This is a genomic window from Olsenella uli DSM 7084 (genome assembly GCF_000143845.1).
GTDB classification, from domain to species: Bacteria; Actinomycetota; Coriobacteriia; order Coriobacteriales; family Atopobiaceae; genus Olsenella; species Olsenella uli.
Map to the genome: position 1 here is coordinate 146509 of NC_014363.1, position 26851 is coordinate 173359.

A 26851-nucleotide genomic window follows, 5' to 3' on the forward strand; every position below is an offset into this window, starting at 1 on the left:
GAGTGAAGAGATGGTAGCTTGCTTTTCCGATGCGCCAGCTGATGCCGCGTGGACGGCAGGTGCTGATGTCGACTGCGACTTGGGCAAGGCCGTAGGCATGGAGCTTTCCGAACGGCTCTGGAGAGAACTTGTCGCTCCCCAGATCGAGCGGGAAATTCCCGGCGTGACCAGTCGTGTCGCGGTGGGCAGGGTCGGGGAGGGCTCTGAATGCTGGGGCACAGACGACGTGCTCTCACGTGATCATGATTGGGGGGCGGGGTTGTGCCTGTGGGTATCCGACGATGTCGTAGGCGCGTCAGAGCGCGAGCGGATGGGGGCCCATGTCGCTCGACTCGTAGCGCAGGCGCAGAAGACCTGCGACTATCCCGTGCTCCCCTTTGCGGGTCCACGGCTTGGCATCTTTGAGACGGGTGAGTTCTACCGACGCTTTATCGGATTGAATCATGTCCCGGCATCTATGGACGAGTGGCTGGCGACCCCCGTATATGGGCTGGCGGTCGCCGTCAACGGCCGCGTGTTCTCCGATGGACCGGGAAGGTTCACCGACTTTCGCAACGCGCTGACCGACGAGTGCCCGCAGGACATCTTCTTGCGAAGGATGTCAATTGACGCCTTTGGGGCAGGTCAGGCAGGACAATACAACCTGCTTCGCGCGCTTAAGCGGGGAAACGTGCCGACAGCCGAACTCATGCGCAGCTCCTTTTTGGTATGTGCGCTGCGCCTTCTGTTCTCGTTGAACGGGCGGCACTATCCGTTCAACAAATGGCTGTACCAGAAGGCCGGGCAGCTTCCTGGGGCGCATCCGCTCTGCCTTCGCATAGGCCAATTGGCCAAAGTGCATCTGGACGGAGACGATGCGCTCCTTCGCTGCGCTGATTTGGTCGACGAGATATGCGAGGCGCTCCTAGTCGCCTTCGAGTGCCACGGGCTACCGCGCGCCAACGACGGCTTCTTGGTTAGCGAGGCGGAGGGGCTGCACGAAACGATAGGCGACGCAACAGTGGCGTCCCTGCCCTACATGATGGCACGATAGCATCAAGTGCGCAGGCAGCGGGCATTTTTGGCTACGAGGAAGAGGGCTAACGCTTACATCGGCGAGGGGGAGAGATGGAAGGAAGTAGGGACGAGGCAATGCGGCAGACGCTCATCGCCGACATCGAATGCATGGAATGGGACATGTTCTCCAGCGTCAACAACATTGGGGGCAAGGCCGACTGCCAAAACGATCGCGACCAGTTCTCGGTCATGCGGGAGGCGTCGTATGCGACATGGACCTCGGAGATGCTTGAAAGCTATAAGGGTGACCTGGAGCGAGCGGCATCCCAGGGCGTAAACCTCATGAGTGAGAAATATGCCCGCATGATGGAGGTAACCATGCCCGGTGCCATCGACATGCCCCCGCTGCCCGATGCCCGCAGGGCGCTCATGGATGAGGCGATGGGCATTGTCATGCCGTGGGAGGAGGAGCTGTACGAGAGGTACGCACTCTTGCGACACCGTGCGCGCAGCCTTACGCAGGCATCTGAGGATGGGAGCGCGATTTCGGGCACGGCCTTCGATACCTATCTATACGGAGAGCTCTCCATCTATTCTGAGCGCACGCTTCGTCTGTATGTCGAGCACCTGCGCATGCAGAGGGCAGCGGGGACGAACGGGAGCATGGCGGTTTACGACAGGATGGCTCGCCTGCAGGGATGGGCCTCGTTCGATGCTGCCGACAAGGATTTCCGCAAACGCATGACAGAAGAAAACCATGCAGGGTAGAAGGCACTCGAGCGACGGGCCTGGCGTCGCATGCGGATTGGTAAGGAAAAGACTGTCGGACGGAGGTGGAGGCTGCCCGCGCTTTAAATGCGATGTGCCTGCTGCCCTGTGGTATCGCCACACCGGCCTCGCATTTTCTAGCACTTTTGGCGGCAAGCGCTATACTTGCGAACATGTGATTGCGGAGTGGCTCTTGCCCGGCTGGTTCCCCAGTCATATGATGCCGTGTGCAAAATGGATTACGTCTGCTGACAGAGATGGATTGCTGTGACATTCTGGGGGGATGATCTTTAGTGAACCCGCTTGACAAGCTCTCAGGGGAGATGGACGAGCTGCTCGAGGGCTTTATGTCCCATGCCATCGTGGGTGACACGACCGTTGGCCTCACCAACTACATCTTCTGGATGTGCGTTGCGCTGGCGCTCCTGCTCGCCTGTGTCCTCATGTTCAAGAAGAGGCAGGCGCGCGGCCTGGTTCCGCAGGGCATTTTTGTGAACGGCATGGAGTACGTCGTCGAGTTCGTTCGCGATGACATGTGCAAGTCCATCCTGGGCGACACCTGGAAGAGGCACTTCCCCTTCCTTGCAGCCATCTTCTTCTTCATCGTCTGCAACAGCATCGTGGGCGTCATCCCTGGCTGCCATCCCGGTACGGGCACCATCGGCGTCACTGCCGCACTCGCCTTCTGCTCCTTCACCTACTTCATCGTAGTCGGGTGCAAGCGTATGGGCATCCTAGGCTACATCAAGAGCCTTGCGCCCAAGGGCGTGTCGTTCCCCATGAACGTGCTCGTTTGGGCCATCGAGCTCGTCTCGACGTTCCTGCGTCTCATCACCCTCGCCGTTCGACTCTTTTGCAATATGTTTGCAGGCCATGTCGTCATGGGCACCTTTGCCATCCTTGCGTCCCTCTTTGTCGAGCCGCTCCTGCAGGGCTTCTCGGCGGCCGCCCTGGGACAGGCGGGCGCCTCTGTCTTCTGGGTCGTTCTTCTGATCATTATCTATCTGGTCGAGATTCTCGTCGGTATCATCCAGGCGTACGTCTTCACGCTACTCTCGGCCGTCTACATCCAGCTTGTCGAGAGCGAGTAGGACTGATCGATTGGCTAACTGCGGGGCCACGCCCGCTGTTGCATAGCAAGTCATGGAACTCGTCCTGCTAGGGGCGAATGACAAAGGAGGAAACGTGGGAGTCATTGGTTACGGTCTTGGTGTTATCGGTGCTGCTATCGGCATTGGCCTGGCGGCCTATGGCGCCACCACTTCCATGGCGCGTCAGCCTGAGGTCCAGGGTCGCCTCTTTACGACCTTCATCCTTGCGTCGGCTTTCGTCGAGGCGCTGGCGCTCATCGGCTTCGTCGTTACGCTCATCGCCTCCTAGGGATTTGCCTGTACACGGCGAGCACCATATGTTGGAGGAACCCATGAACAGGAAAATGAAGGGGATGGGGGTCAGGGGACGCGTTGCTGCCTCGGCGGCAGCCGCGGTGCTCCTTGCGCCGACGACAGCTCTCGCTGAGATCAGCGGCGCCGACATCCTACTTCCGAAACCCGCCGAGTTCGTCCCGGCTCTGCTGGCCTTCCTCGTTATCTGGATCGTCCTGGCCAAGTTCGCATGGCCTTCGATCCTGGGAATGATGGAGGAACGTCAGCAGAAGATCCAGGATGACCTCGAGGCGGCCGAGGAGTCCAGGGCCCAGGCAGCCGAGGAGGCCAAGAACTACACGGCCCAGATCACGGAGGCGCATCGCGAGGCCGAGGCAATCATCTCCAAGGCCAGGAAGGACGCCACCGAGGAGCGTACCCAGATCCTGGCCAAGGCCCAGCGCGAGGCAGCCGACATCATCTCCAAGGCGCACGGTGCCGTAGGCTCCGAACGCAAGAAGGCCATGATCGAGCTGTCTGGCCAGGTCGTCGACCTCTCCGTCGAGATCGCCGGGAAGATCATCGGCAACGACCTCAGCGAGGCCGAGCAGCGTAAGCTGGCCGAGAAGTACCTTGCAGAAGTGAGCGCTCCCCATGGCCGGTAAGCACAGTGACGAAGCCAAGGTCGAGGCCTACGCACGGGCTCTCATCGACGCCGGGAGGAGCGAGGGGAGAGCAAATGCCGACCTCGTGCAGTGGCGACATGCCTGCAAGTTCTCTCCCGAGGTCCTCGAGACGCTGACGGCCATGCGTGGGGGGGACGACATCTCTCTCGTGGATGCGGTGTCCAAGAAGTACAAGGAGATTCTCGACTCCGAGGACGAGACCGTCTCGGTCACGGTCACCACATCGGTGCCCATGGATGACAATCTGCGCGAGAAGGTACGCTCCAAGGTGGCGGCCGATATGCAGGTGCCTATCTACCTTGTGGAGAGGGTCGACCCCTCCATCTTGGGCGGTATCGTGATCGAGGCATACGGCAAGCGCTTCGACGCGTCCGTCCGGGCGCAGCTTGCCAACATCCGCAAGACGCTCGCCTCGACCTTCGTCGGAAGTGAAGAGCAATGACAGACAAGATTAGTTCGTCGAAGATCATGAGCACCCTGCGCGAGCGCCTCGCTCAGGTCAACGCGACGGTCGACGACCAGGAGGCGTCGGTCGTCACCGAGGTTGGCGACGGCATCGCCCACGTCTCCGGCCTCAAGACCGCCATGGCCGGTGAGCTCCTGGAGTTCACGAGTTCCGGAAGCGGGCGCAGCGTCTTTGGCCTTGCGCAGAACCTCGATGTCGACGAGGTTGGCGCGGTCCTGTTTGGCGAGGTGGATGCCGTCAAAGAGGGTGATGAGTGCCGCACTACGGGTCGTGTCATGGACATCCCGGTGGGCAACGCCATGTTGGGGCGCGTCGTGAACCCGCTCGGCCAGCCCGTCGACGGGCTGGGTGCCATCGACACCGACGCTCGTCGCCCCATCGAGTTCAAGGCCCCTGGCATCATGGAGCGCCAGCCGGTGTGCGAGCCCGTCCAGACCGGGCTCATCGCCATCGACGCCATGGTCCCCATCGGCCGTGGCCAGCGCGAGCTCATCATCGGTGACCGCAAGACGGGCAAGACCGCCATCGCCATCGACGCCATCGTGAACCAGCGCGACACAGACATGATCTGCATCTACGTCGCCATCGGCCAGAAGGCGTCGACCGTCGCCGCCATCAAGGAGACCTTTGCGCGCCAGGGCGTCCTCGACAAGACGATCATCGTCGCCGCGACTGCTGCGGATTCTGCCCCCATGCAATACATTGCGCCCATGGCAGGCGCTGCCATCGGCGAGTACTTCATGTACAACGACGAGAGCGGGAACCCTGCCGATCGGGATCATCCGGGTCGTCACGTCCTCGTCGTCTACGACGACCTCTCGAAGCAGGCCGTCGCCTACCGTCAGATGTCGCTCACGCTGCACCGCCCACCTGGACGCGAGGCATATCCTGGCGACATTTTCTATCTGCACTCGCGCCTGCTCGAACGCGCCTGCAAGATGTCTGACGCCAACGGCGGTGGGTCCCTTACGGCGCTCCCCATCATCGAGACGCAGGAGGGCGACGTCTCCGCCTACATCCCGACGAACGTCATCTCCATCACGGACGGCCAGATATACCTGCAGTCCAACCTCTTCTTCCAGGGCCAGCGACCGGCGGTCGACGTGGGCATCTCGGTGTCGCGCGTCGGCGGCGCCGCACAGATCAAGGCCATGAAGCAGGTGGCTGGCACGCTCCGCCTCGACCTTGCGTCCTACCGAGAGAAGCAGGCCTTCGCCCAGTTCGGCAGCGACCTCGACGCCACGACGCAGTATCAGCTCAACCACGGCGCGCACATGATGGAGATGCTCAAGCAGGGCCGCTATGCTGCCCTTGATGTCGCAGACCAGGTCATCTCCATCTACGCGGCGAAGGAGGACTTCATCGATGACATCGACCTGGACCATGTGACCCTGTTCCGTGATGGGCTCGCGAGGTTCATGGCCGAGAGGTACCCGCAGGTCCGTGTCGCGCTTCTCAACGGCAAGATCGATGACGCGCTGGGAGAGAAGATCAAGCAGGGTCTTTCCAGCTACAAGAGCGAGTTCCTTGTCGAGCATCCCAACAGGGCCAAGGCCGTGGATGTCGAGGAGATGGCCGAGGGAACGGTCGACCGCGACGCCGAGATTTCCGGGAAGGCTCAGGAGTAGTCGGCCATGGCGAACCTTCGCGAAATATCGAGGCGTATGGGCTCGATCAAGAGTACCATGCAGATCACGCGAACCATGGAGATGATCTCCACGGCGCGCATCCAGAAGGCGCTCGCCCGCGCCGAGGCGGCGTCTCCTTACAAGGATGCCATCACCAACATGCTCGCGAACGTTGCCGGATGCGGCTTCGATAGCTCGCAGCCGCTGCTCGCCCGCCATGGGCAGGAGAGACATGTCACCTTCATCCTCGTTGCGTCAGACCGCGGGCTTGCCGGGGGCTTCAACATTCTCCAGCAGCGTGCCGTCGAGCACGAGATGAGGGCCTTGGCCAAGAGCGGCATCAAGTCCTCGGTCATCACCTGTGGGCGCAAGCCAACGGAGTACTTCACGTACCGCAAGATCACCCCCGTCCTGTCCTTCGTCGGCATCTCTTCCGAACCCAACATGGACGAGGCGGATCGCATCGCCTCGTACGTGATGGACGCGTACACATCTGGCAAGACGGACCGTGTGATGCTCCTGTACTGGCATGCCAAGAACCGTGTCGACCAGACCCAGGTGACCGACCAGCTGCTTCCGATCACGCGCGAGCGGCTGATGATGCCCAACCGACCCCGTCACCTTGAGGCCATGTCCCAGGTGGAGCGCACTCGCGCTCCCGAGTACTCCTTCGAGCCCTCGGCGGCCGAGGTCATGGGCTATCTGATGCCGGCCTACTTCCGCACGGTCATCTTTCACGCCCTGCTCGACTCGGCAGCCGCCGAGCACGGCGCGCGGCGTCGCGCGATGCAGTCGGCGACCGACAACGCAAAAGAGGTGCTGGACTCCCTGAACCGAACCTACAACCGTGAACGTCAGGGCGCCATCACCACCGAGCTGAACGAGATCATCGGCGGTGCTTCCGCATTGGAGGACAACTAATGTCAGAAACCGCAGAGCAGATGCGCACCCCCCTCGAGGAGGCTGCCTACAACCACATGAACAGGAGCGTGGGCACGGGCACCATCGTCCGAGTCGTCGGTCCTGTCGTGGACGTCAAGTTCGATGGGCAGGTGCCGAGCATCTACACCGCCCTCACCGTGGATGACGACACCCCCGTCGGTAGGGTCCGCACCGTCCTCGAGGTGGAGTCCCAGCTTGCTGGAGGCGTCGTCCGTACGGTCGCCATGTCTTCGACGGACGGTCTCCAGCGCGGCCTCAAGGTCAAGGATACGGGACACCCCATGATGATGCCCGTCGGACCCTCGACCTTGGGGCGTGTCTGGAACGTCATGGGGCAGCCCGTGGACGGTGGCGAGACGCCTACGGACGTCCAGTTCTACCCCATCCACCATCCTGCCCCTGCCTTCGAGGAGCTCACCACCCAGACGGAGATCTTCGAGACGGGCATCAAGGCCATCGATCTCCTCGAGCCTTACGTGCGTGGCGGCAAGACCGGGCTCTTCGGCGGTGCGGGCGTCGGCAAGACGGTCCTGATCCAGGAGCTCATCAACAACCTTGCCCAGGAGCATGGCGGCACTTCGGTGTTCACCGGTGTCGGCGAGCGCACGCGCGAGGGTACCGACCTGTTCCTCGAGATGACCGAGTCCGGCGTCATCAACAAGACCTGCCTGGTCTACGGGCAGATGAACGAGCCGCCCGGAGCGCGCCTGCGCGTCGGCCTGGCTGGTCTCACCACGGCGGAGTACTTCCGCGACCAGGGGCAGGACGTCCTCCTCTTCATCGACAACATCTTCCGCTTCTCGCAGGCGGGCTCCGAGGTCTCCGCCCTTCTCGGCCGCATGCCCTCGGCGGTTGGCTACCAGCCCACGCTGGCCACGGAGATGGGTGACCTCCAGGAGCGCATCACCTCGACCAAGGAGGGCTCTATCACCTCGGTGCAGGCGGTCTACGTCCCCGCGGATGACCTGACGGACCCTGCCCCGGCGACGACCTTCACGCATCTCGATGCCACGACCGTGCTCTCCCGCTCCATCACCGAGCTGGGCATCTACCCAGCCGTCGATCCGCTTGCCAGCTCGAGCTCCGCGCTGGATCCGTCCGTCGTCGGCGAGGAGCACTACCGTGTCGCCATGGCCGTCCAGGAGACGCTGCAGCAGTATTCCGACCTGCAGGACATCATTGCGATTCTAGGCATGGACGAACTGTCCGAGGACCAGCAGCTCGTGGTCGCGCGCGCCCGCAAGATACAGCAGTTCCTCTCGCAGTCCTTCCATGTGGCGGAGAAGTTCACGGGCAATCCGGGCGTCTACTGCTCCGTCGAGGACACCGTTCGTTCCTTCGCGGCCATCGTTGACGGCAAGTGCGACGACATCCCCGAGCAGGCGTTCCGCTATGCCGGCACCATCGAGGACGTGCGTGAGCGTGCCGCTAAGATGTCGTCCGAGGCAAGCGCGGAGTAGGGAAGCTCACATGGCGGAACTCACCTGTCAGTTCGTACGTCCAGACAGGCTCCTCTTCGAGGGGCCTGTCGCGAGCCTTGTCCTGGTTACCATCAGCGGCGAGCTGGGCGTTTGGCCGGGACATGCCGCGGAGATCTGCGCGTTGGGCGACGGCGTCGTACGCCTGAGGCAGCGCGAGAAGGACGGGGGCGGCACCATCAAGGTGGTCATCTCGGGCGGTTACGCGGAGATAAACGACAAGGGCGTCATCATCCTCGCCGACCATGCGCGCCGTACCGATGACATCGAGGCGGACGTCGTCCGCGACACACGCGAGGCCGCATTTGACGCTCGGGACCAGCTGCCCGAGAATGACCACAGACGTGCGTACTACGACAGCAAGATCAAGTGGTGCAACCTGCTGCTCAAGCAGGTGTCCTCGGATTCAGAGGCCTAGCCGCACCCCCGGACATGGAGGCAGCTTGGAAGTCATAAAGGTCGAGGGTGGCCATCCCATTGGGGGCGAGGTGACCGTTGAGGGCGCCAAGAACTCGGCCCTCAAGCTCATGGCAGCGACCATCCTCGCCCCGGGCACCACGACGCTTGCCAACGTCCCCAACATCTCCGACGTCCACGTGATGGGCAAGGTGCTCAAGTACCTGGGCGCCCATATCGAGGTCGAGAATGAGCACACGCTCAAGGTCGACACCTCGTCGGTGGACAAGTGGGAGACGCCCTACCATCTGGTCGCCCAGATGCGTGCCTCCACTGCCGTGCTTGGCCCCTTGTTGGGGCGCTTCGGCAAGGCCATCGTCGCCATGCCCGGAGGCTGCAACATCGGTGCCCGCAAGATTGACATGCACATCCTTGGACTCGAGGCGCTGGGCGTCCGCTTCGAGGTCGACCACGGAAATATTCATGCGACCACTCCCAACGGCCTGACCGGCGGCATGGTCACCCTCGACTTTGCAAGCGTCGGTGCCACGGAGAACCTCATGATGGCTGCCGTGCGGGCGCGTGGCGTCACGACCATCGACAACGCCGCGCGCGAGCCCGAGATCGTCGATTTGGCCAACCTCCTGAACGAGATGGGCGCCAAGGTCAGGGGAGCGGGCTCACCAGTCATCGAGATCGAGGGCGTCGACGAGCTCCGACCCCTGGAGACCCACGCGGTTGTGGGAGACCGCATCGAGGCGGGGACCTTCATAGCCATGGCCGGCATCTGTGGGCAACCCGTCACGGTCAAGGGCTTCGAGCCCGCCCACCTGGGGCTCGTCCTCAAGAAGTACGAGCTCATGGGCCTCGACGTCGAGCGTGGGGCGCACAAGGTGACCGTCGCCCGCTCGCGGCCGATACGCTCCACCGACATCCAGACGCTGCCGTTCCCCGGATTTCCGACGGACATGCAGGCGCAGACTATGTGCCTGCTCGCCCTGGGTGACGACTCGTGCATCGTGACCGAGAACGTCTTCGAGAACCGCTTCATGTTTGCGAGCGAGCTGCAGCGCATGGGAGCGGAGATACGCATCGAGGGCCATCATGCCATCGTGCATGGCGTCAGGGGCTTCTCGGGAGCGGAGGTCAAGTCTCCCGACCTGCGTGGCGGCGCCTCGCTTGTGATGGCGGGGCTGGTTGCCGACGGGGTGACCACCGTCTCGGACATCCATCACATCGACCGTGGATACGAGGGGTTCGTGCCCAAGCTCAAGGCCCTGGGGGCGCATGTCGAGCGCCTCGAGGTTCCCGATGCCGAGGAGATGTAGGCCGCGGCGTCGTAGGCCTCAGCGGGGCTTCGACATCCCGGGCGAGAAGGATAGCCGTGTGCGGCACGTTCGCGTGCGGCACGCGCCCTTGCCGCGCCTTTCGCGAGGCGTTTCGTCCACATGGCGAAAACGTGACCTAGAATGTGAGGGTTCCTGTCCTCCTGATGGGTATCAGAAGATCGAGAGCGGAACCTATCCATGGCGTTCCGGCGGGGGGACGCGTCGTCGACTGGAGGACCAGATGCCTAGGCTCGCCGAAAACATGAGACACCAGCTGACAATGGCCAACGAGGATTATCTCGAATCCATATACAGGATCACGCAGTCGACGGGTGCCACGGACGGAATCCGCTCCGTCGATGTCGCCGAGCAGCTCGATGTCTCCAAGGCAAGCGTAAACAAGGCCCTCTCCACCCTGAAGGAGGCGGGCTTCGTCGAGCAGAATCGCTACGGCCGCGTTCAGCTGACCCCCAAGGGGCGCGACTATGCGAGCCTCGTATGGCGCTGCCACCGCGCGCTGCGGCTCTTCCTCGAACGTGACCTTGGCGTCTCCCACGAGGTGGCGGATGAGGAGGCGTGCCAGATGGAGCATGCCCTGTCGCTCGACACCCAGAATCGCCTGATTGCCTACCTCGACCGTCAGGGCATAACGGTCGAAGAGTAGGCTCCCGTCCCAGAAGGCTGCCTGGTAGGCAGGTTGGCGAAAGGAACGCATCCCATGAAGGCCATCATTCCCGCCGCGGGTCTTGGCACGCGCTTTCTTCCGGGCACCAAGTGCACTCCCAAGGAGCTGCTGCCGGTGCTCGACAAGCCCGTCATTCAGTACGTGGTCGAGGAGGCTCTCGAGCCGGATGGCGTCGATGGCGTCGTGATCGTGAACTCTCGCCTGAAGCCTCAGATCGAATCGTATTTCAGCGTGGATGATGCGCTCGAGGAGCACCTCCGTGCGCATGGTAAGGACTGTCTCGCCGACAAGGTCCGCGCGGCCGGGGAGCTTCCCGTCAGCTTCTGCTATCAGGATGAGGCTCGCGGCTTGGGGCATGCCGTGCTGTGCGCCGCCGACGACGCGGGCGACGAGCCGTTCTTCGTCCTCTTGGGCGACTACTTCGTTCCCGACCGCAAGATGTGCGTGAGGATGGCGGAAGTATCCGCAGCCCATGGAGGATCGTCCGTGATCGCGGTGGCGCCCGTACCCGAGGACCAGGTCAGCCGCTACGGTATCGTCGCAGGCGAGCGTTGTGGCGAGGTTGGGGGCCTCAGCCCCGCGGACGACGAGGCGGAGGGCGCGGTCTGGAAGGTCACGGGTCTGGTCGAGAAGCCCGCTCCAGAGGACGCCCCCAGCCATCTCTTCATAGTCGGGCGCTATCTGCTCACCCCGCGCGTGATGGAGCTGCTGAAGACCCAGGGCGCCGGTGCCGGCGGAGAGATCCAGCTCACGGATGCGATGGAGCGCCTGCTGGCCGAGGAGGAGATGTACGCCGTGGTCGTCGACCCCGCGGAGGGGTGCGATACGGGCACTCCGGCGGCATGGGCGGCGACGAACGCCCGCATGGCGCTCGGCGACGCAGCCCAGCGCGAGGCGTTTCTCGAGGCGCTGGGCGAGAGGGCAGCCAAGCAGCTGGCATAGCCATGCGCATCATTCACTTTGGTGCGAACGGCTGGTACGCCCGCTTCGACGAGGGCTTCGACGAGACGGGCGTGACGCGCGTGGCCGCTGCGGTCGGGTTGCTGTGGGGGGACACGTTTCCCGACGGGGTCGTGTACGTCTCGTATGACGTTCGTCCCCGGTCGGAACGCCTTGCAAGCCTGGCCGCTGCGGTGCTGGCTTCGTATGGGCTGCGTACCAGGGTGTCGAGCAGCGCCGCTCCCCTCCCCGCACTGGAGTGGGCCGTGGCCGCCGACGAGGAGGCCATTGGCGGCGTGGTGATCTCGGGATCCGATCTGTCATGTGACTACGGAGGCTTTCTGCTGCGTGGCCCAGATGGCGGTCCCGTCTCGGCTGACTTCGCGCTTCAAGTTGACCGCCACATCTCCGGTCGTGCCGACGAGCGGATGGGGACGGCAAAGTCCGTTGACCTCGTCTCTCCGTATGTCAGCGCACTCATGCAAGAGGTGGATCGGTCTGCGATCGGAGCCCGCCCGCTTAGGGTTATCGTTGACCCCCTTTGCGGATCGTCGCGGGGTCTGCTGGCGGACCTGCTGCGAAGCTGCGGTTGCGCGGTGGCGGAGATACACGATGGAAGACCCGACGCACTTGGGGACTTGCTCTCGCAACCCGTTGGGCCTTGGGTCGGAGACTGCGGGCGTGCGGTGGCAGAGCAGGGCGCTGACATGGGGATTGCCGTCGACGGGGATGGATGCCGCATTGCCCTGATCGATGAGCTCGGTCATCTCGTCGCTTCGCACGACCTCGTCGCCCTCATCCTGGAGCATCTGTCGGTTGCGAGAGGTCTGCGGGGCAGGGTCGTGGCGACAACGGCGACGTCGGTCCGTGTCGCCCGCCAGGCTGAGCGCCTGGGCTGCCCGCTGACCATCGTACCCGTGGGGTTCCAGCGCGTCTACGAGGAGATGCGGGAGAGGGACGTCCTTCTTGCCTGCGAGGAGTACGGGGGGATGTGCGTCCCCCAGCACCTTATGGAGCGCGATGGCATCCTGGCGGCGCTCCTTGCCGTCGAAATGCTCTCCACGGGTGCCGCAGGTCTTACAGGCGCGACGCCTGCCCCCAAGCTCAGCGAGATGGTCCGACGACTCGGACAAAGCCTTGGACACATGGACTACGCAAGACGGGACGTGCGCGTGGACGTCGCGACCATGCAATCGTTCAGGAACGTCCTGCCAGGCCTCAACCCCGAGACGGTTGCTGGCAGGAGGCCCTGCTGCGTAAGCCACGCCGATGGCCTGAGGCTCGGCTTCGATGATGGGGCATGGGTGATGCTGCGGCCATCGCGCACCCAAACACTCGTCCGCATCTATGCCGAGGCAGCGACCACGGCCGAGAGGGACCAGCTCCTCTCGTCCGCATGCGCTATCGTCAGGGCGCGCGGCCTGGAGATATAGTCAGTCCGTGGGAGAGCAGGACGCCGCTGACCAACGAGGGGCATTCCCGTGCCCCGCCCCCCGGTTGTGTGGGAATCGTGGAGGGCCCCGGGCGCGGCCCGCGCCCGGTCCCGGACGCGTATAGTTGTTTCCCGCGCCGCGACGGGCCCAGTCCCCGTCCGGGCGCGCAGGACCTTGAAAACCGGATACTGCGATCGAAAGATCGACGAAAGACAGCACAAGCGAAGTTCGAGTTAACTTGAACGTCAATTCGATACCAAGCGAATCCAGATCAGCGGGATCCAGAGACGGGCCTGCTCCGGATGGAAGGCAGAGCGGCCGGCGCGAGCCGGCCCCGCTTCGAACGGAGAGTTCGATCCTGGCTCAGGATGAACGCTGGCGGCGCGCCTAACACATGCAAGTCGAACGGTTAAAGCCCCTTCGGGGGTGCATAAAGTGGCGAACGGCTGAGTAACACGTGGGCAACCTGCCCCTCGCACCGGGACAGCCTCGGGAAACCGTGGTTAATACCGGATACTCCCGCACCCCCGCATGGGGGCGCGGGGAAAGCCCAGACGGCGAGGGATGGGCCCGCGGCCTGTTAGCTCGTTGGCGGGGTAACGGCCCACCAAGGCGATGATGGGTAGCCGGGTTGAGAGACCGACCGGCCAGATTGGGACTGAGACACGGCCCAGACTCCTACGGGAGGCAGCAGTGGGGAATCTTGCGCAATGGGCGGAAGCCTGACGCAGCGACGCCGCGTGCGGGAAGGAGGCCTTCGGGTCGTAAACCGCTTTCAGCAGGGACGAGGCCGCGAGGTGACGGTACCTGCAGAAGAAGCCCCGGCTAACTACGTGCCAGCAGCCGCGGTAATACGTAGGGGGCAAGCGTTATCCGGATTCATTGGGCGTAAAGCGCGCGTAGGCGGCCTGTTAGGTCGGGAGTCAAATCCGGGGGCTCAACCCCCGCCCGCTCCCGATACCGGCGGGCTTGAGTCTGGCAGGGGAAGGCGGAATTCCAAGTGTAGCGGTGGAATGCGCAGATATTTGGAAGAACACCGGTGGCGAAGGCGGCCTTCTGGGCCACGACTGACGCTGAGGCGCGAAAGCTAGGGGAGCGAACAGGATTAGATACCCTGGTAGTCCTAGCCGTAAACGATGGACACTAGGTGTGGGGGGACGATCCCTCCGTGCCGCAGCCAACGCATTAAGTGTCCCGCCTGGGGAGTACGGCCGCAAGGCTAAAACTCAAAGGAATTGACGGGGGCCCGCACAAGCAGCGGAGCATGTGGCTTAATTCGAAGCAACGCGAAGAACCTTACCAGGGCTTGACATCCAGGTGAAGCGGCGGAAACGCCGTGGCCGGAAGGAGCCTGGACAGGTGGTGCATGGCTGTCGTCAGCTCGTGTCGTGAGATGTTGGGTTAAGTCCCGCAACGAGCGCAACCCCCGTCGCATGTTGCCAGCGGTCCGGCCGGGCACCCATGCGAGACCGCCGGCGTCAAGCCGGAGGAAGGTGGGGACGACGTCAAGTCATCATGCCCCTTATGCCCTGGGCTGCACACGTGCTACAATGGCCGGCACAGCGGGCCGCCACCGCGCGAGCGGGAGCGAATCCCCAAAGCCGGCCCCAGTTCGGACTGGAGGCTGCAACCCGCCTCCACGAAGTCGGAGTTGCTAGTAATCGCGGATCAGCACGCCGCGGTGAATGCGTTCCCGGGCCTTGTACACACCGCCCGTCACACCACCCGAGTCGTCTGCACCCGAAGTCGTCGGCCCAACCCGCGAGGGGGGGAGGCGCCGAAGGTGTGGAGGGTAAGGGGGGTGAAGTCGTAACAAGGTAGCCGTACCGGAAGGTGCGGCTGGATCACCTCCTTTCTAGGGAGAGCACCTCTTCCAGAAGAGAAGACACCACACACGGACGGGTCCCGTCCATTCCCGCTGATGTGTCCTTTCGTCGCGCGCGAGCGCGCAGTGTCCGGTCTCCAGGGCCTTGCCCTGCCGTACCTTGAGAGCTGCATAGCGTGACAAAGACGATATTTTCTTTTAGAAGAAGATCGCATCTGATCGCACCGGCGGGAGACCGCCGGGGTGTATGTATGTACCGAAGCCATCGAAGAGAAGATGGTAAGGGCACACGGTGGATGCCTTGGCACTGGAAGCCGACGAAGGACGTGACAAGCTGCGATAAGCCGCGGTTAGGGGCACATGCCCGCTCGAGCCGCGGATCTCCGAATGGGCGAACCCGGCGGGGGCCATACCCCGCCGCCCCGCGCTGAACACATAGGCGCGGCGGAGGCAACCCGGGGAACTGAAACATCTAAGTACCCGGAGGAAGAGAAATCAAGCGAGATTCCCCCAGTAGTGGCGAGCGAACGGGGAAGAGGCCAAACCGGCGGCCGCGCAAGCGCCGCCGGGGTTGTAGGGCCGCTCACAGCGCAGTCAGAAAACCCCGCGGAAGCGGAACGGCCTGGGAAGGCCGGCGAGACAGGGTTAGAGCCCCGTACGCGAATCCGCGGGGACTGCCGAGCGGTTCCTGAGTACTGCCGGACACGTGAAACCCGGTGGGAAGCAGGGGGGACCACCCTCCAAGCCTAAATACTCTCCAGTGACCGATAGTGGACAAGTACCGTGAGGGAAAGGTGAAAAGCACCCCGGGAGGGGAGTGAAACAGCACCTGAAACCGTGTGCCTACAAGCAGTCGGAGCGGCCTTTCGGCCGTGACGGCGTGCCTTTTGTAGAATGAGCCAGCGAGTTACGGCGTGCGGCGAGGTTAAGCCAGCGAGCGAGCCGCAGCGAGAGCGAGTCCCAACCGGGCGCTCAGTCGCACACCGTAGACGCGAAGCCAGGTGAGCTATCCATGGGCAGGCTGAAGCGGGGGTAAGACCCCGTGGAGGGCCGAACCCACCTAGGTTGAAAACTGGGGGGATGACCTGTGGATAGGAGTGAAAGGCCTATCAAACCTGGAGATATCTCGTTCTCCCCGAAATAGCTTTAGGGCTAGCCTCGGACGTTTACCTGCGGAGGTAGAGCACTGAATGGACGCGGGGGCCTCACCGCCTACCAACTCCAATCAAACTCCGAATGCCGCAGGTCCTGAAGTCCGGGAGTCAGAACATGTGGGCTAAGCCGTGTGTTCGAGAGGGAAACAGCCCAGACCGCCCGCTAAGGTCCCGAAGTCCATGCTAAGTGGCAAAGGATGTGCGTTTGCTCAGACAACCAGGATGTTGGCTTAGAAGCAGCCATTCATTTAAAGAGTGCGTAATAGCTCACTGGTCGAGTGGACATGCGCCGACAATATACGGGGCTAAGCATGGCACCGAAGCGGCGGACCGGCCAAGGCCGGTGGTAGGGGAGCTTTCCGTGCGGGGCGAAGCGTCGGGACGACCCGGCGTGGACCGCCCGGAAGTGAGAATGCTGGCATGAGTAGCGAGAGGGGCGTGGAAAACGCCCCCGCCGTAAACCCAAGGTTTCCTGGGCAAGGCTAATCCTCCCAGGGTCAGTCGGGAGCTAAGGCGAGGCCGGAAGGCGTAGCCGATGCACAGCAGGTGGACATTCCTGCACCTCCGACGCGGCGCTTGACCGACGGGGTGACGAAGAAGGGTAGCTCAGCGGGGTTCTGGACGTCCCCGTGATGGGCCGTAGGCCGGGGGGCCGTGAAACGCGCCCCCCGCGAGGGCTGAGGGTCCGGACGAAACGACCGAGCGAAGTGAGTGAGCCCATGCTTCCGAGAAAAACCCCTAGGGAGCCGCGAGGAGCCCGTACCGCAAACCGACACAGGTGGGTGGGTAGAACATACCAAGGCGATCGGGAGAACTATGGTTAAGGAACTCGGCAAAACCGCCCCGTAACTTCGGGAGAAGGGGTGCCGGGCCCGGTGGAGGGGCTTGCCCCCCGAGCCGGGGCCGGCCGCAGTGAAGAGGTCCAAACGACTGTTTATCAAAAACACAGGACTCTGCTGAAGTCGTAAGACGACGTATAGGGTCTGACGCCTGCCCGGTGCCGGAAGGTCACGAGGAGCCGTTAGGAGCGATCCGAAGCGGCGAATCCAAGCCCCGGTAAACGGCGGCCGTAACTATAACGGTCCTAAGGTAGCGAAATTCCTTGTCGGGTAAGTTCCGACCTGCACGAAAGGCGTAACGATTTGGACGCTGTCTCAACCATAGACCCGGTGAAATTGCACTAGTCGTGAAGATGCGACTTACCCGCGGAAGGACGGAAAGACCCCGTGAACCTTTACTGCAGCTAGACATTGGCTGCCGGTTCGTCGTGTAGAGGATAGGTGGGAGACGCAGAACCAGGGACGCCAGTCCCCGGGGAGTCGCCCTTGGAATACCACCCTCGACGCTCTGGCATCCTAACCCCACGCCGTGACCCGGGTGGGGGACCGTGTCTGGTGGGTAGTTTGACTGGGGCGGTCGCCTCCTAAAGAGTAACGGAGGCGCACGTAAGGTCTGCTCAGGGTGGTCGGCAACCACCCCTCTGAGTGCAAGAGCGCAAGCAGGCTTGACTGCGAGACCCACAAGTCGAGCAGGTGGGAAACCAGGTTCTAGTGATCCGGCGGCACAGAGTGGAATGGCCGTCGCTCAACGGATAAAAGGTACTCCGGGGATAACAGGCTGATCTTCCCCAAGAGTCCACATCGACGGGAAGGTTTGGCACCTCGATGTCGGCTCATCGCATCCTGGGGCTGGAGCAGGTCCCAAGGGTATGGCCGTTCGCCATTTAAAGCGGTACGCGAGCTGGGTTCAGAACGTCGTGAGACAGTTCGGTCCCTATCCTCCGCGGGCGTAGGAGAACTGAGGGAGGCTGCCCCTAGTACGAGAGGACCGGGGTGGACGGACCTCCGGTGTGCGGGTTGTCAACCAATGGCACTGCCCGGTAGCTGAGTCCGGTCGGGATAACCGCTGAAAGCATCTAAGCGGGAAGCCCATCCCGAGATGAGTTCTCCTTCCGGTAAGGCCCCTCGTAGACCACGAGGTGATAGGCTGCAGGTGCAAGCGCCGCGAGGCGCTCAGCCGAGCAGTACTAATCGGCCGAGCTCTTCCCTTCGCGTCCGGCCTTCGGGTCCGGTGCGGTCCTCTTCTGGGGGCGTCGTCCGCGTCGCGCTGTGCGGCCCTGAGGGCACGGCGAGCCGTACCCCGGAACCGAATGCCCCTCGTTGGTCAGCGGCCATGGCAGGGGAGGCACACCTGGTCCCATCCCGAACCCAGAAGTTAAGCCCCCGAGCGCCGATGGTACTGCGGAGTCAGTCCGTGGGAGAGCAGGACGCCGCTGACCAACGAGGGGCATTCCCGTGCCCCGCCCCCCGGTTGTGTGGGAATCGTGGAGGGCCCCGGGCGCGGCCCGCGCCCGGTCCCGGACGCGTATGGGGAAGCTGCTACCGTTCGCCGAAATATTCCCCGTGCGCCGGATCTCACTTGGTAGGGGGAAGGCCTTCATCTAGATCCTCCAAAAGGCTGTTTAAGTGCATCGCAATGCTGCTTGCACGTAACTTGCAAAACATTTTGCTGCTTCTACCGAATCCTCCTGAGCTCTCATTCTATTCAGCTTTATTAAGTTGCATAACGGTCCCATACCGCAAATCGCTGGGAGCTACGGTTCCGGCAAGAGACGGGAGGGTTGTGCAATGAGTGGCTATGAGGTACCGATCGACGGGCGTTGCGAGTACATCGATTCCATCGACTCCGATATGTCCCTGCCAACGAACACGTTCCTTGTCAAGTCGCTCGGGCGCAAGAGGGATGAGTCGAGCCATCTGGTTGTATTGTGCGCCGAGCCAGGTGTTGGCAAGACTCATGCGATGAACGCCCTGTTGCAGTCTGAGCGGCAGCGTGGTGCGTTCACGCGCGTTCTCGACTTCTCGAGTGCGGGTGAGGACGAGACCCCCGCACGCCTCTCAAGGTCTGCGCGCGAGGTCCACGCACTGCGGGAGCGTTACGCGAGGGTTGCGGTTGGCATTGATGGACTCACTGCCGGAGATGAATCGGCGGTTGCGCGAGAGACTCGGGCGATTCGCAAGATGCTTGATGATGGCTGTACGGTTATCCTCTGTATCCGCAGCGAGTCTGCCGCCCTTGTCGAACAGCTTAGGGATCGTGCGGTAGTTGCCGGTTGTTTTGAGCTTACGGCGAGGGGATGGTATGGGAATGACCCCATCTCTCGACTGACACATGGCATTCCCGCGCTTTACGTTGCAGCCACCTCAGACGCACGCCAGGGAATTCAGGCATTTGAAGACGACTCTGCCTACGTGAGGGCACTACGGGAACAGATTGTGCTTGCCTTGCGAGAAACGCTTGCGGATGAAGAGGTCGAGCTCCGCCTGGCCCTCATGCTTCTTGGGAAGGGGACTCAGGGAGACCTGGCCGAGCTCCTCGACCGTCTCGATGCAGACGAGCTGTTCCTGATGGAGTCAACCGTCCCGCTCCTTGGTGTGACGTCCCATGGCGGCCGCTTCGGTGTCGCGGGGCTTTGCGAGATCGAGGGACTTCGTGCCACGCTCTCGAGCATCGAGCCTGTGGCTCAGAACTATACGAAGCTCGTGGTGCGCTCGGCGCGAGTTTTGGCGCAACGCGGGGAATACAGAAGGTCCGCCTTGGTGTGCGGGCTCTGCCACGACGTGCCCGAGCTGTACGAGATGGGATGCGAGAGCGGCTTTCAGTATGTGGTGGCGGGGGCGCCGTCATTGGTGGCGCGCTCCATCGGCTACCTCAAGGAGCGGGGACACGGGAGGGAGACGTACGTTCTCCTCGCGCAGCAGGCGCTCGATGAGGTGTTCGCCCGACGGAGTGTCTTGGAGAAGGGACGAGAGGCCTGCGTTTCGGCAAGGGGCCTCTCGAATGCGGAGTATGACGCGCAACGTATGGACATGATCCTCTCAAGCTGTCGCGACGGCCTTGATGCCATAGGCGGAGATGATAGGACGGTGGATGCCTCGGGCAGGGACATCGCGACTGCGCTGCGGCTGCATGCCGTCGCCCAGGCGGCGTTGTTTTCCGGGAGGTTCTCGAAGGCCTTCAATCTCCTGGTGGACCTACCGGCACGCAGGAACCCGGGGACGTTTGCGGCGGCACTGCTGAGCATGGACTTCTCTGTTGCCGAGACACTGATGGGCGAGGTGCCCGTCAGTCAGGAGCGCGTGGATCGGGAGCGGGCGCAGAGCATCATGCGGGAGCTTGGCGACAGTCGTATCGACGTCTACCGCAACGCACTTTCCGCAACGACAGCGATACTCATGGGCAGGGAATCCGATTTCCCCTGCGCCGAGGTGGCGATTGCGAAGTCAGAGGAGTACGGGGATGGCCTGTTGACGGCGGTCTTCCTGCTCGCTGCGGCGATAGCCGATCTGAGGAACTCGGCGATGGCGCGAGCGCACGTTCGGGCGAACAGGGCGCTGGGGTATGCGACCTGCCGCAGCGCCGACTACCTTGCACATGCGGCACGCCTCGTCATGTCCGTCATTGACATCAGGCTTGGCGGGGAGATCACCCCCGAGCAGGAGATGGCATGCGAGGGGCAGCTGGGAGACGTGCTGCGCATCCTGGCGTCCGCCTCCCGCGGCGAGACCCATGTTCCCGTGAGGCTTGATCACCTCTCCCGGTTTAACTGCAGCAGGGACGTCCTATGGGCCGTGAATCTGGTGCTGAACGATACGGGAGACCTCGCCTCCGAGGTCCATGGTCTGATTCCCGAGGGATGGAGGGGGCTCGTATCGACAGCCCTTGCACAATTTGAGGATGGGGCGCAGGCGGTGGAGGCGCACCCGCAAGCCCTGAGCCGCAGCCGGGGTGCGGATGGGGTCAAGCCCAGTCCGGCGGTGCGGGTATCCATCCTAGGAAACTTCGAGGTGTGGGTGGGCAAGCGCCGCATTCCCGCGGAGAGGCTCGTGCGTCGCCATGTAAGGGAAGTGATCGGGATGCTCGCCCTCGCAGTTGGGCATAGGGTGTCTCGTCGGGACCTGATTGCAAGCATTTGGGGTGAGATTGATTACGTATCAGGCCTGAAGCGGCTATACGAGTCGATATGCGCCTGCCGAAAGGCGCTGGGATCGAGGGAGCTTGGCACCAATCCCATCATATCGAACAAGATCGAGGGCATCGTCTCGCTCGATCCCGCGATCGTGTCCTGCGACGTGGACGACCTTGAGCGTTCCGCCCGTGACGCACTTGCGGTCGAGGGCAACGATCGTGACATGGTGCGCCTGGGCTGTAGGGCATGCACGATGTACGGGGGCGGAGTCGACTTTCATCCCATGGACGCCACTGGGCTGGCCGATGCCCGCACAGACGCGCTCCGGTCGCTCTATGTCGACGTGGCCTCGGCGACCGCCGCCGCTGCGCTGAGAGAGGGCAGGCCGCGTCTTGCGGCGCGGCTTGCGCGCGAGGCGTATGACGTGCAACCGGCACGTGAGGACGTGACGGTCTGCCTGATCGAGGGGCTTGCGGCGATAGGGAGGCTGGGAGAAGTCGTGGCGCTGTACGAGGACTATCGTCGGAGGCTGCCCCAGCTGGGATTGAGAAGACCTGCGGCCGGCGTGGCAAAGGCCGTCGAGGATGCCTTGACTCGCATGGAAGGGAGGGGCGAGGACATGGACGGCCCTGCGGCGATCGAGGCGTAGGACGGGCCACGGCGTGGGGAAGGCGTGCGTGCTCTTGACCGTGGTGCCGTTTTCGTGGTCGTGTCCCCTTGCCAACTGCGTGGTTTCACCAATTGATACAGTAGGAGGGCTATCGGAACGCGCAGGGGCTTTGCGTCCCCCACACTATCAAGAGGAATCCCATGCCAAACCTCTTCTCGCGCCTTCTCTCCAGAGGCGCCGACAAGCAGTTGAAGGAACTCGAGCAGATCGCCAGCCAGGTCAGCGGTTACGAAACCGCCATGAGGGAACTTTCGGACGAGGGCCTGCGGGCCCAGACGGAAAGGCTTCGGGCGCGCAATGCGGACGGGGAGACCTTGGATGACCTTCTTCCCGAGGCGTTCGCGACGGTGAGGGAGGCGTCGTCGCGCGTCTTGGGCATGCGCCACTTCGACGTCCAGATCATTGGTGGCATTGCGCTTCACAGGGGCATGATCGCCGAGATGAAGACGGGTGAGGGTAAGACGCTCGTCTCCACGCTCGCCGGCTATCTCAATGCCATACCGGGTGATGGGGTCCACATCGTCACGGTTAACGATTACCTCGCCAAGCGAGACAGCGAGTGGATGGGGCAGATCTATCGTTTCCTGGGCATGAGCGTCGGCCTCCTGCAAAACGGGATGAAGCTCAGCCTCAAGCGGCCTGCGTATGCGGCCGATGTCACCTATGGAACCAACTCGGAGTTCGGTTTCGACTATCTGCGTGACAACATGGTCACCAGGGCAAACATGCGTGTGCAGCGCGGCCATCACTTCGCCATCGTCGATGAGGTGGACTCCATTCTCATCGACGAGGCACGCACCCCACTTATCATCTCGGGGGCCGGAACCAAGTCGGCGAGCATCTACAAGGACTTTGCGCGTGCCGTCCGCGGTCTGACGCAGGACGTGGACTTCGAGATGGACGAGGCGAAGCACACCATAGCCACCACCGAGGTGGGCCTGCGCAAGATCGAGTCCAACTTGGGTGTGGATGACATCTACGGCGACATGAGCGGCCAGCTGGTCAACCATCTGCAACAGGCCCTGAAGGCGCAGTACATGTTCCACCGCGACCAGCAGTACGTGGTCGTGGACGGCGAGGTCAAGATCGTGGATGAGTTCACGGGCCGCATCATGGAGGGGAGGCGCTACTCCGAGGGGCTCCACCAGGCAATTGAGGCCAAAGAAGGCGTGTTCGTCCGCGAGGAGAACCAGACCCTCGCCACCATCACGCTCCAAAACTACTTCCGACTCTACGACAAACTCTCTGGCATGACCGGCACCGCCATGACCGAGGATGCAGAGTTCCGGGAGATTTACAGCCTGCCCGTCCAGGCGATCCCCTCCAACAAGCCCGTTATTCGCGAGGACCACGACGATCTCGTCTACCAGACCATAGACGCCAAGTTCAATGCGGTTGCCGACGATGTGACGAAGCGTCACTCACAGGGCCAACCCTGCCTGGTCGGCACGGTCTCCATCGAGAGTTCCGAGCGCCTCTCGCGCATCCTTGACAAGCGCGGCATCGAGCACGAGGTCCTCAATGCCAAATTCCACGAGCGAGAGGCGCAGATCGTGGCCCAGGCGGGTCGGGAGAACGCCGTAACCATCGCCACGAACATGGCGGGACGTGGAACCGACATCCTCTTGGGCGGCAATCCCGACGAGCTGGCGGAGGAACTCCTCCGCGAGGCGGGCGTCGACCCCGAAGAGGCCGATGGCGACCAGCGCGCGGTCGCCCTGGAGCAGGCCAAGGCGACCTGTGCGACCGAGCGCGAGCACGTGGTGGCTGCCGGGGGTCTCTGCGTCATCGGCACGGAGCGCCATGAGAGCCGTCGCATCGACAACCAGCTGCGCGGCCGCTCGGGCCGACAGGGAGACCCCGGCGAGACCCAGTTCTACCTGTCTCTGGACGACGATCTGATGAGGCTCTTCGGCGGCGACCGCATGGACCGGATCGCGGCGATGATGACAAAGTACGACATGCCGCCCGACATGCCCATCCAGGCGAAGATGGTCACCAAGGCCGTCGAGAGCGCCCAGCGCAAGGTCGAGGAGATCAACTTCTCCATGCGCAAGAACGTACTTGACTACGATGACGTCATGAACAAGCAGCGTCAGGTCATCTACGAGGAGAGAAACAAGATTCTCGACGGCAAGGACCTCGTCGAGCACATCGCCGACGTGACGTTCGAGACCGTCCAGCGCCGCGTTGCCGAGTTCTGCTCCGAGAGCGTCGACGTGGACGACTGGGATCTCAAGGGCCTGCGGAAGTGGGTTGCGGAACTCACGGGGCGCGCGGACCTGCCGCCCCTTCCCGAGAATGGTGACCAGCAGGAGATCGTCGAGGTGGTAGGCGACTACGTTGGGTCGTGCTACAAGGAGAAGTCCGATCGCCTTTCCAGCGAGATCATCCAGGAACTCTCGGCTCAGGTCATGCTGAGGGTCATCGACACGCGTTGGATGGCATACCTTCAGGAGATGGACTACCTCAAGACCGGCATCGGCCTACGTGGCTTTGGGCAGCGCGATCCGCTCGTCGAGTACAAGACGGAGGCGTATGCGGCGTTCACCGAGCTGGTCAACACCATGTACGAGGACTTCCTCCGCACCATCCTGCGCATCGAGCTCGCCCGCACCCCCGAGCCCACCGAGGACGACGGCCTGCGTGGGGCCAAGTTCTCCGGACCAGCCGAGGTCGACGGCGACCAGGGGGGTGCTCGCGCGGTGGCTCGCGCGCCCCAAGGCGGCATGGCGGTCCGAGGACGCGACGGCAAGTCCCCTGCGGCCTCGAAGCCCTCCACGTACCGCAAGTCCGACGATCCCGATCCATACGTGGGCATCGGCAGGAACGATCCCTGCCCCTGCGGCAGCGGGAAGAAGTTCAAGAACTGCCACGGCAGGAACCGATAGACGATGGACGTCTCCAAGGCAGACATCGAAGCACTTGCCCGACGTCTCGATGAGGTCGAGAGCTACCTCCATATCGACGAGCGTCGCCGGGTCGTGGCGGAGCTGGAGGAGAGGAGCGCACGCCCCGGATTTTGGGACGACGCGGACGCGGCAAGTCGATCTATGACCGAGCTTACGCGCGCCAAGGAGGATGTCCAGGGCATCGAGGATGCGCGCACGAGGCTGGGCGACGCGTCGGCGGCGCTTGAGCTTGGCCTGGAGACGGGTGACGGCGACCTTCTCGACGAGGCGGCCCGCATCTGTGGCGCCCTCGAGGACGAGCTGGGCGAGCTCGAGCTCTCGAGCTGGTTTGCCGACGACCTCGACCACGGGGACGCGATCGTCACGGTCACGCCTGGTCAGGGAGGGCTTGAGGCGCAGGACTGGTGCGACATGCTGTTCAAGATGTACCTGCGCTACTGTGACCGCCGGGGCTGGAAGGTGACCGTAAACGACGCGCCGGCTGCAGAGGCCATCGGTATCGACCGGGCGACGTTCACGGTGTCCGGGAAAAACGCCTACGGCATGCTCCGTGCCGAGCAGGGGGTCCATCGCCTGGTGCGCATCTCTCCGACAGATGACAAGAAGCGCCGTCAGACCACCTTCGCCGGCGTCGAGGTCCTGCCCGTCCTCCCCGATGACGTTGAGGTCGATATCGATCCGGGCGACCTGCGCATCGACGTATACCATGCGTCAGGCCATGGTGGGCAGGGCGTAAACACGACCGACTCTGCGGTTCGCATCACCCACCTGCCGACGGGCACGGTCGTCACCTGCCAGAACGAGCGGAGCCAGATACAGAACAAGGCAATCGCCATGGGAATCCTGCGCAGCCGTCTGTACGAGCTCGAGTTGGCGAAGAGGGAGGCCGAGATCGACGAGTTGCGCGGCCCCAAGCACGAGATTGGCTTCGGCAACCAGATCAGGAGCTACGTGCTCTACCCCTATCAGCTGGTCAAGGACCTGCGCACGGGGGTCGAGACCGGTAACGTTGAGTCCGTCTTGGATGACGGCGACCTGGACAAGTTCATCGTCGGCTACCACCGCTGGGCGGTCGGCGGGGGAGGGCGCCGATGACGGGAGACGCCCCGACGCGCATCGCCCCGCCGATGCGTGGCGGCCTGCCGTGGAGGAGGCTGCTGCGCGAGGGCTTCCTCATCATTCTGGGGTCGTTCGTCTATGCCGTCGGCATTGACTGCTTCGAGGTCCCCAACGGTCTGGCGGCAGGTGGGCTCACGGGCCTGGCGACGATCTTCTCGGCACTCGCCTCGACTGTCGGTGTGAGCTTGCCCATCGGCATCCAGACGATTGTGATGAACGGCCTGCTCCTGCTCTACGTCGTTTTGACGACGCATGACAGGAGCTACGTTGCCCGCAGCATCCTGGGCATCATCGTGAGCGGCCTGCTTACGGACGCCCTGGCCCCGATCCTGCCGGTGCCTGCCCAGGGGGAGCTTCTGCTGTCGGCCATATGGGGTGGCATCATCGTGGGTGCCGGCATAGGGATCGTGTTCCTCTCGGGCGGGAACACGGGTGGCACCGATATCGTCTGCCAGCTGGTCGCGAAGCGCTCGGGCCTGCCCGTGGGCATGCTGAGCATCATCGTGGATGGTGCCATCGTGCTCGCATCGATCCCCGTGTTCTCCCTGCGCAATGCCCTGTACGCCGGAATAGCCATGTACATTGCGGGGTGCGTCATCGACATGGTGGTCGACGGACCACGCACCGCGCGCATGGCGATGATCGTGTCGGATCGCCATGCGGAGATCGCGCAGGAGATCATGTATGGGTTGGGGCGAGGGTGTACCGAGCTCAAGGGCAGGGGCGTCTGGAGTGGCAACGACCGACCGGTGCTCATGTGCGTGCTGGGCAGGACGGAGACGACTCGGCTCAAGGCCATCGTTGCCGACATCGATGCGGAAGCCATCGTGATCGTCTCGGAGGTGCATGAGGCCTTTGGCGAGGGCTTTAGCCGGATTGGTGGCTAGCCGAGATGCGATTTACGGGGTATGGCGAAAGCCCCTCGTCGACTCGTGGGGCCCATGATTCGTGAGCCCCATGACAAATGTACGGTCATTCTTGCGGTCACGTGAGGCGACAAGTCGTTTCAAGTTACAGTAGGGCAGACCCCATCACCTGTGGTCCGGGGCCATTCGTCCCCGGAAGGCTATCGGCGGCGCATGCCGTCTGGCGA

At 63.1% G+C, this 26851-nt stretch carries 18 protein-coding genes and 3 rRNA genes; all 21 read left to right on the top strand.

Annotation, left to right across the window (positions count from 1 at the left end; translation table 11 throughout):
- Positions 1–97: 97 nt before the first annotated feature.
- The 21 genes from OLSU_RS00670 to OLSU_RS00770 all read left to right on the top strand — a co-directional run bounded on the left by OLSU_RS00670 (position 98) and on the right by OLSU_RS00770 (position 26645).
- Positions 98–1033, top strand: a complete 936-nt coding sequence (locus OLSU_RS00670; RefSeq protein ID WP_187287198.1) for a DUF4037 domain-containing protein — start codon at positions 98–100, stop codon at positions 1031–1033.
- A gap of 74 nt (positions 1034–1107) precedes the next feature.
- On the top strand, positions 1108–1764 hold the full coding sequence (locus tag OLSU_RS00675) for a DUF4125 family protein (protein WP_081439211.1): 657 nt from the start codon (positions 1108–1110) through the stop codon (positions 1762–1764).
- A 293-nt stretch (positions 1765–2057) separates the two neighbouring features.
- The gene (gene atpB / locus OLSU_RS00680) at positions 2058–2855 is read left to right on the top strand and encodes a F0F1 ATP synthase subunit A (protein ID WP_013251016.1); all 798 of its coding nucleotides are present in this window, start codon (positions 2058–2060) and stop codon (positions 2853–2855) included.
- Positions 2856–2949: 94 nt separating this feature from the next.
- On the top strand, positions 2950–3144 hold the full coding sequence (atpE, locus tag OLSU_RS00685; protein ID WP_013251017.1) for an ATP synthase F0 subunit C: 195 nt from the start codon (positions 2950–2952) through the stop codon (positions 3142–3144).
- 43 nt (positions 3145–3187) lie between these two features.
- Entirely contained in the window at positions 3188–3793 is a 606-nt protein-coding gene (atpF, locus tag OLSU_RS00690; RefSeq protein ID WP_013251018.1) for a F0F1 ATP synthase subunit B, read from the top strand.
- On the top strand, positions 3783–4256 hold the full coding sequence (locus OLSU_RS00695; protein ID WP_013251019.1) for a F0F1 ATP synthase subunit delta: 474 nt from the start codon (positions 3783–3785) through the stop codon (positions 4254–4256). Before atpF ends, OLSU_RS00695 begins: the two co-directional genes overlap by 11 nt.
- Entirely contained in the window at positions 4253–5908 is a 1656-nt protein-coding gene (atpA, locus tag OLSU_RS00700; RefSeq protein WP_013251020.1) for a F0F1 ATP synthase subunit alpha, read from the top strand. The genes OLSU_RS00695 and atpA overlap by 4 nt, the downstream gene beginning before the upstream one ends.
- A 6-nt stretch (positions 5909–5914) precedes the next feature.
- Entirely contained in the window at positions 5915–6829 is a 915-nt protein-coding gene (gene atpG, locus OLSU_RS00705; protein WP_013251021.1) for an ATP synthase F1 subunit gamma, read from the top strand.
- Entirely contained in the window at positions 6829–8310 is a 1482-nt protein-coding gene (gene atpD / locus OLSU_RS00710) for a F0F1 ATP synthase subunit beta (RefSeq protein ID WP_013251022.1), read from the top strand. Before atpG ends, atpD begins: the two co-directional genes overlap by 1 nt.
- Before the next feature lie 10 nt (positions 8311–8320).
- Complete coding sequence (atpC, locus tag OLSU_RS00715; protein WP_013251023.1) at positions 8321–8746, top strand: ATP synthase F1 subunit epsilon; 426 nt, start codon at positions 8321–8323, stop codon at positions 8744–8746.
- Between the two features lie 25 nt (positions 8747–8771).
- Complete coding sequence (gene murA / locus OLSU_RS00720; protein WP_013251024.1) at positions 8772–10052, top strand: UDP-N-acetylglucosamine 1-carboxyvinyltransferase; 1281 nt, start codon at positions 8772–8774, stop codon at positions 10050–10052.
- A gap of 241 nt (positions 10053–10293) precedes the next feature.
- Positions 10294–10716: a metal-dependent transcriptional regulator gene (locus OLSU_RS00725; RefSeq protein ID WP_013251025.1), complete on the top strand. Its 423-nt coding sequence runs from the start codon at positions 10294–10296 to the stop codon at positions 10714–10716.
- Positions 10717–10770: 54 nt separating this feature from the next.
- On the top strand, positions 10771–11679 hold the full coding sequence (locus OLSU_RS00730) for a UTP--glucose-1-phosphate uridylyltransferase (RefSeq protein WP_013251026.1): 909 nt from the start codon (positions 10771–10773) through the stop codon (positions 11677–11679).
- 2 nt (positions 11680–11681) lie between these two features.
- The gene (locus OLSU_RS00735; RefSeq protein ID WP_013251027.1) at positions 11682–13109 is read left to right on the top strand and encodes a phosphohexomutase domain-containing protein; all 1428 of its coding nucleotides are present in this window, start codon (positions 11682–11684) and stop codon (positions 13107–13109) included.
- A 340-nt stretch (positions 13110–13449) separates the two neighbouring features.
- Positions 13450–14964 (top strand): 16S ribosomal RNA (locus tag OLSU_RS00740).
- A 239-nt stretch (positions 14965–15203) separates the two neighbouring features.
- A 23S ribosomal RNA gene (locus OLSU_RS00745) occupies positions 15204–18138 on the top strand.
- Positions 18139–18250: 112 nt separating this feature from the next.
- Positions 18251–18366: ribosomal RNA gene (gene rrf, locus OLSU_RS00750) — 5S ribosomal RNA — on the top strand.
- Together the 16S, 23S and 5S rRNA genes form the textbook arrangement of a ribosomal RNA operon.
- Positions 18367–18715: 349 nt before the next feature.
- A complete protein-coding gene (locus OLSU_RS00755; protein WP_013251028.1) occupies positions 18716–21706 on the top strand; it encodes an AfsR/SARP family transcriptional regulator in 2991 nt (996 codons plus the stop codon).
- A 161-nt stretch (positions 21707–21867) separates the two neighbouring features.
- Positions 21868–24618, top strand: a complete 2751-nt coding sequence (gene secA / locus OLSU_RS00760; RefSeq protein ID WP_013251029.1) for a preprotein translocase subunit SecA — start codon at positions 21868–21870, stop codon at positions 24616–24618.
- Between the two features lie 3 nt (positions 24619–24621).
- A complete protein-coding gene (gene prfB, locus OLSU_RS00765) occupies positions 24622–25734 on the top strand; it encodes a peptide chain release factor 2 (RefSeq protein WP_013251030.1) in 1113 nt (370 codons plus the stop codon).
- The gene (locus tag OLSU_RS00770; RefSeq protein WP_013251031.1) at positions 25731–26645 is read left to right on the top strand and encodes a YitT family protein; all 915 of its coding nucleotides are present in this window, start codon (positions 25731–25733) and stop codon (positions 26643–26645) included. Before prfB ends, OLSU_RS00770 begins: the two co-directional genes overlap by 4 nt.
- Positions 26646–26851 lie beyond the last annotated feature (206 nt).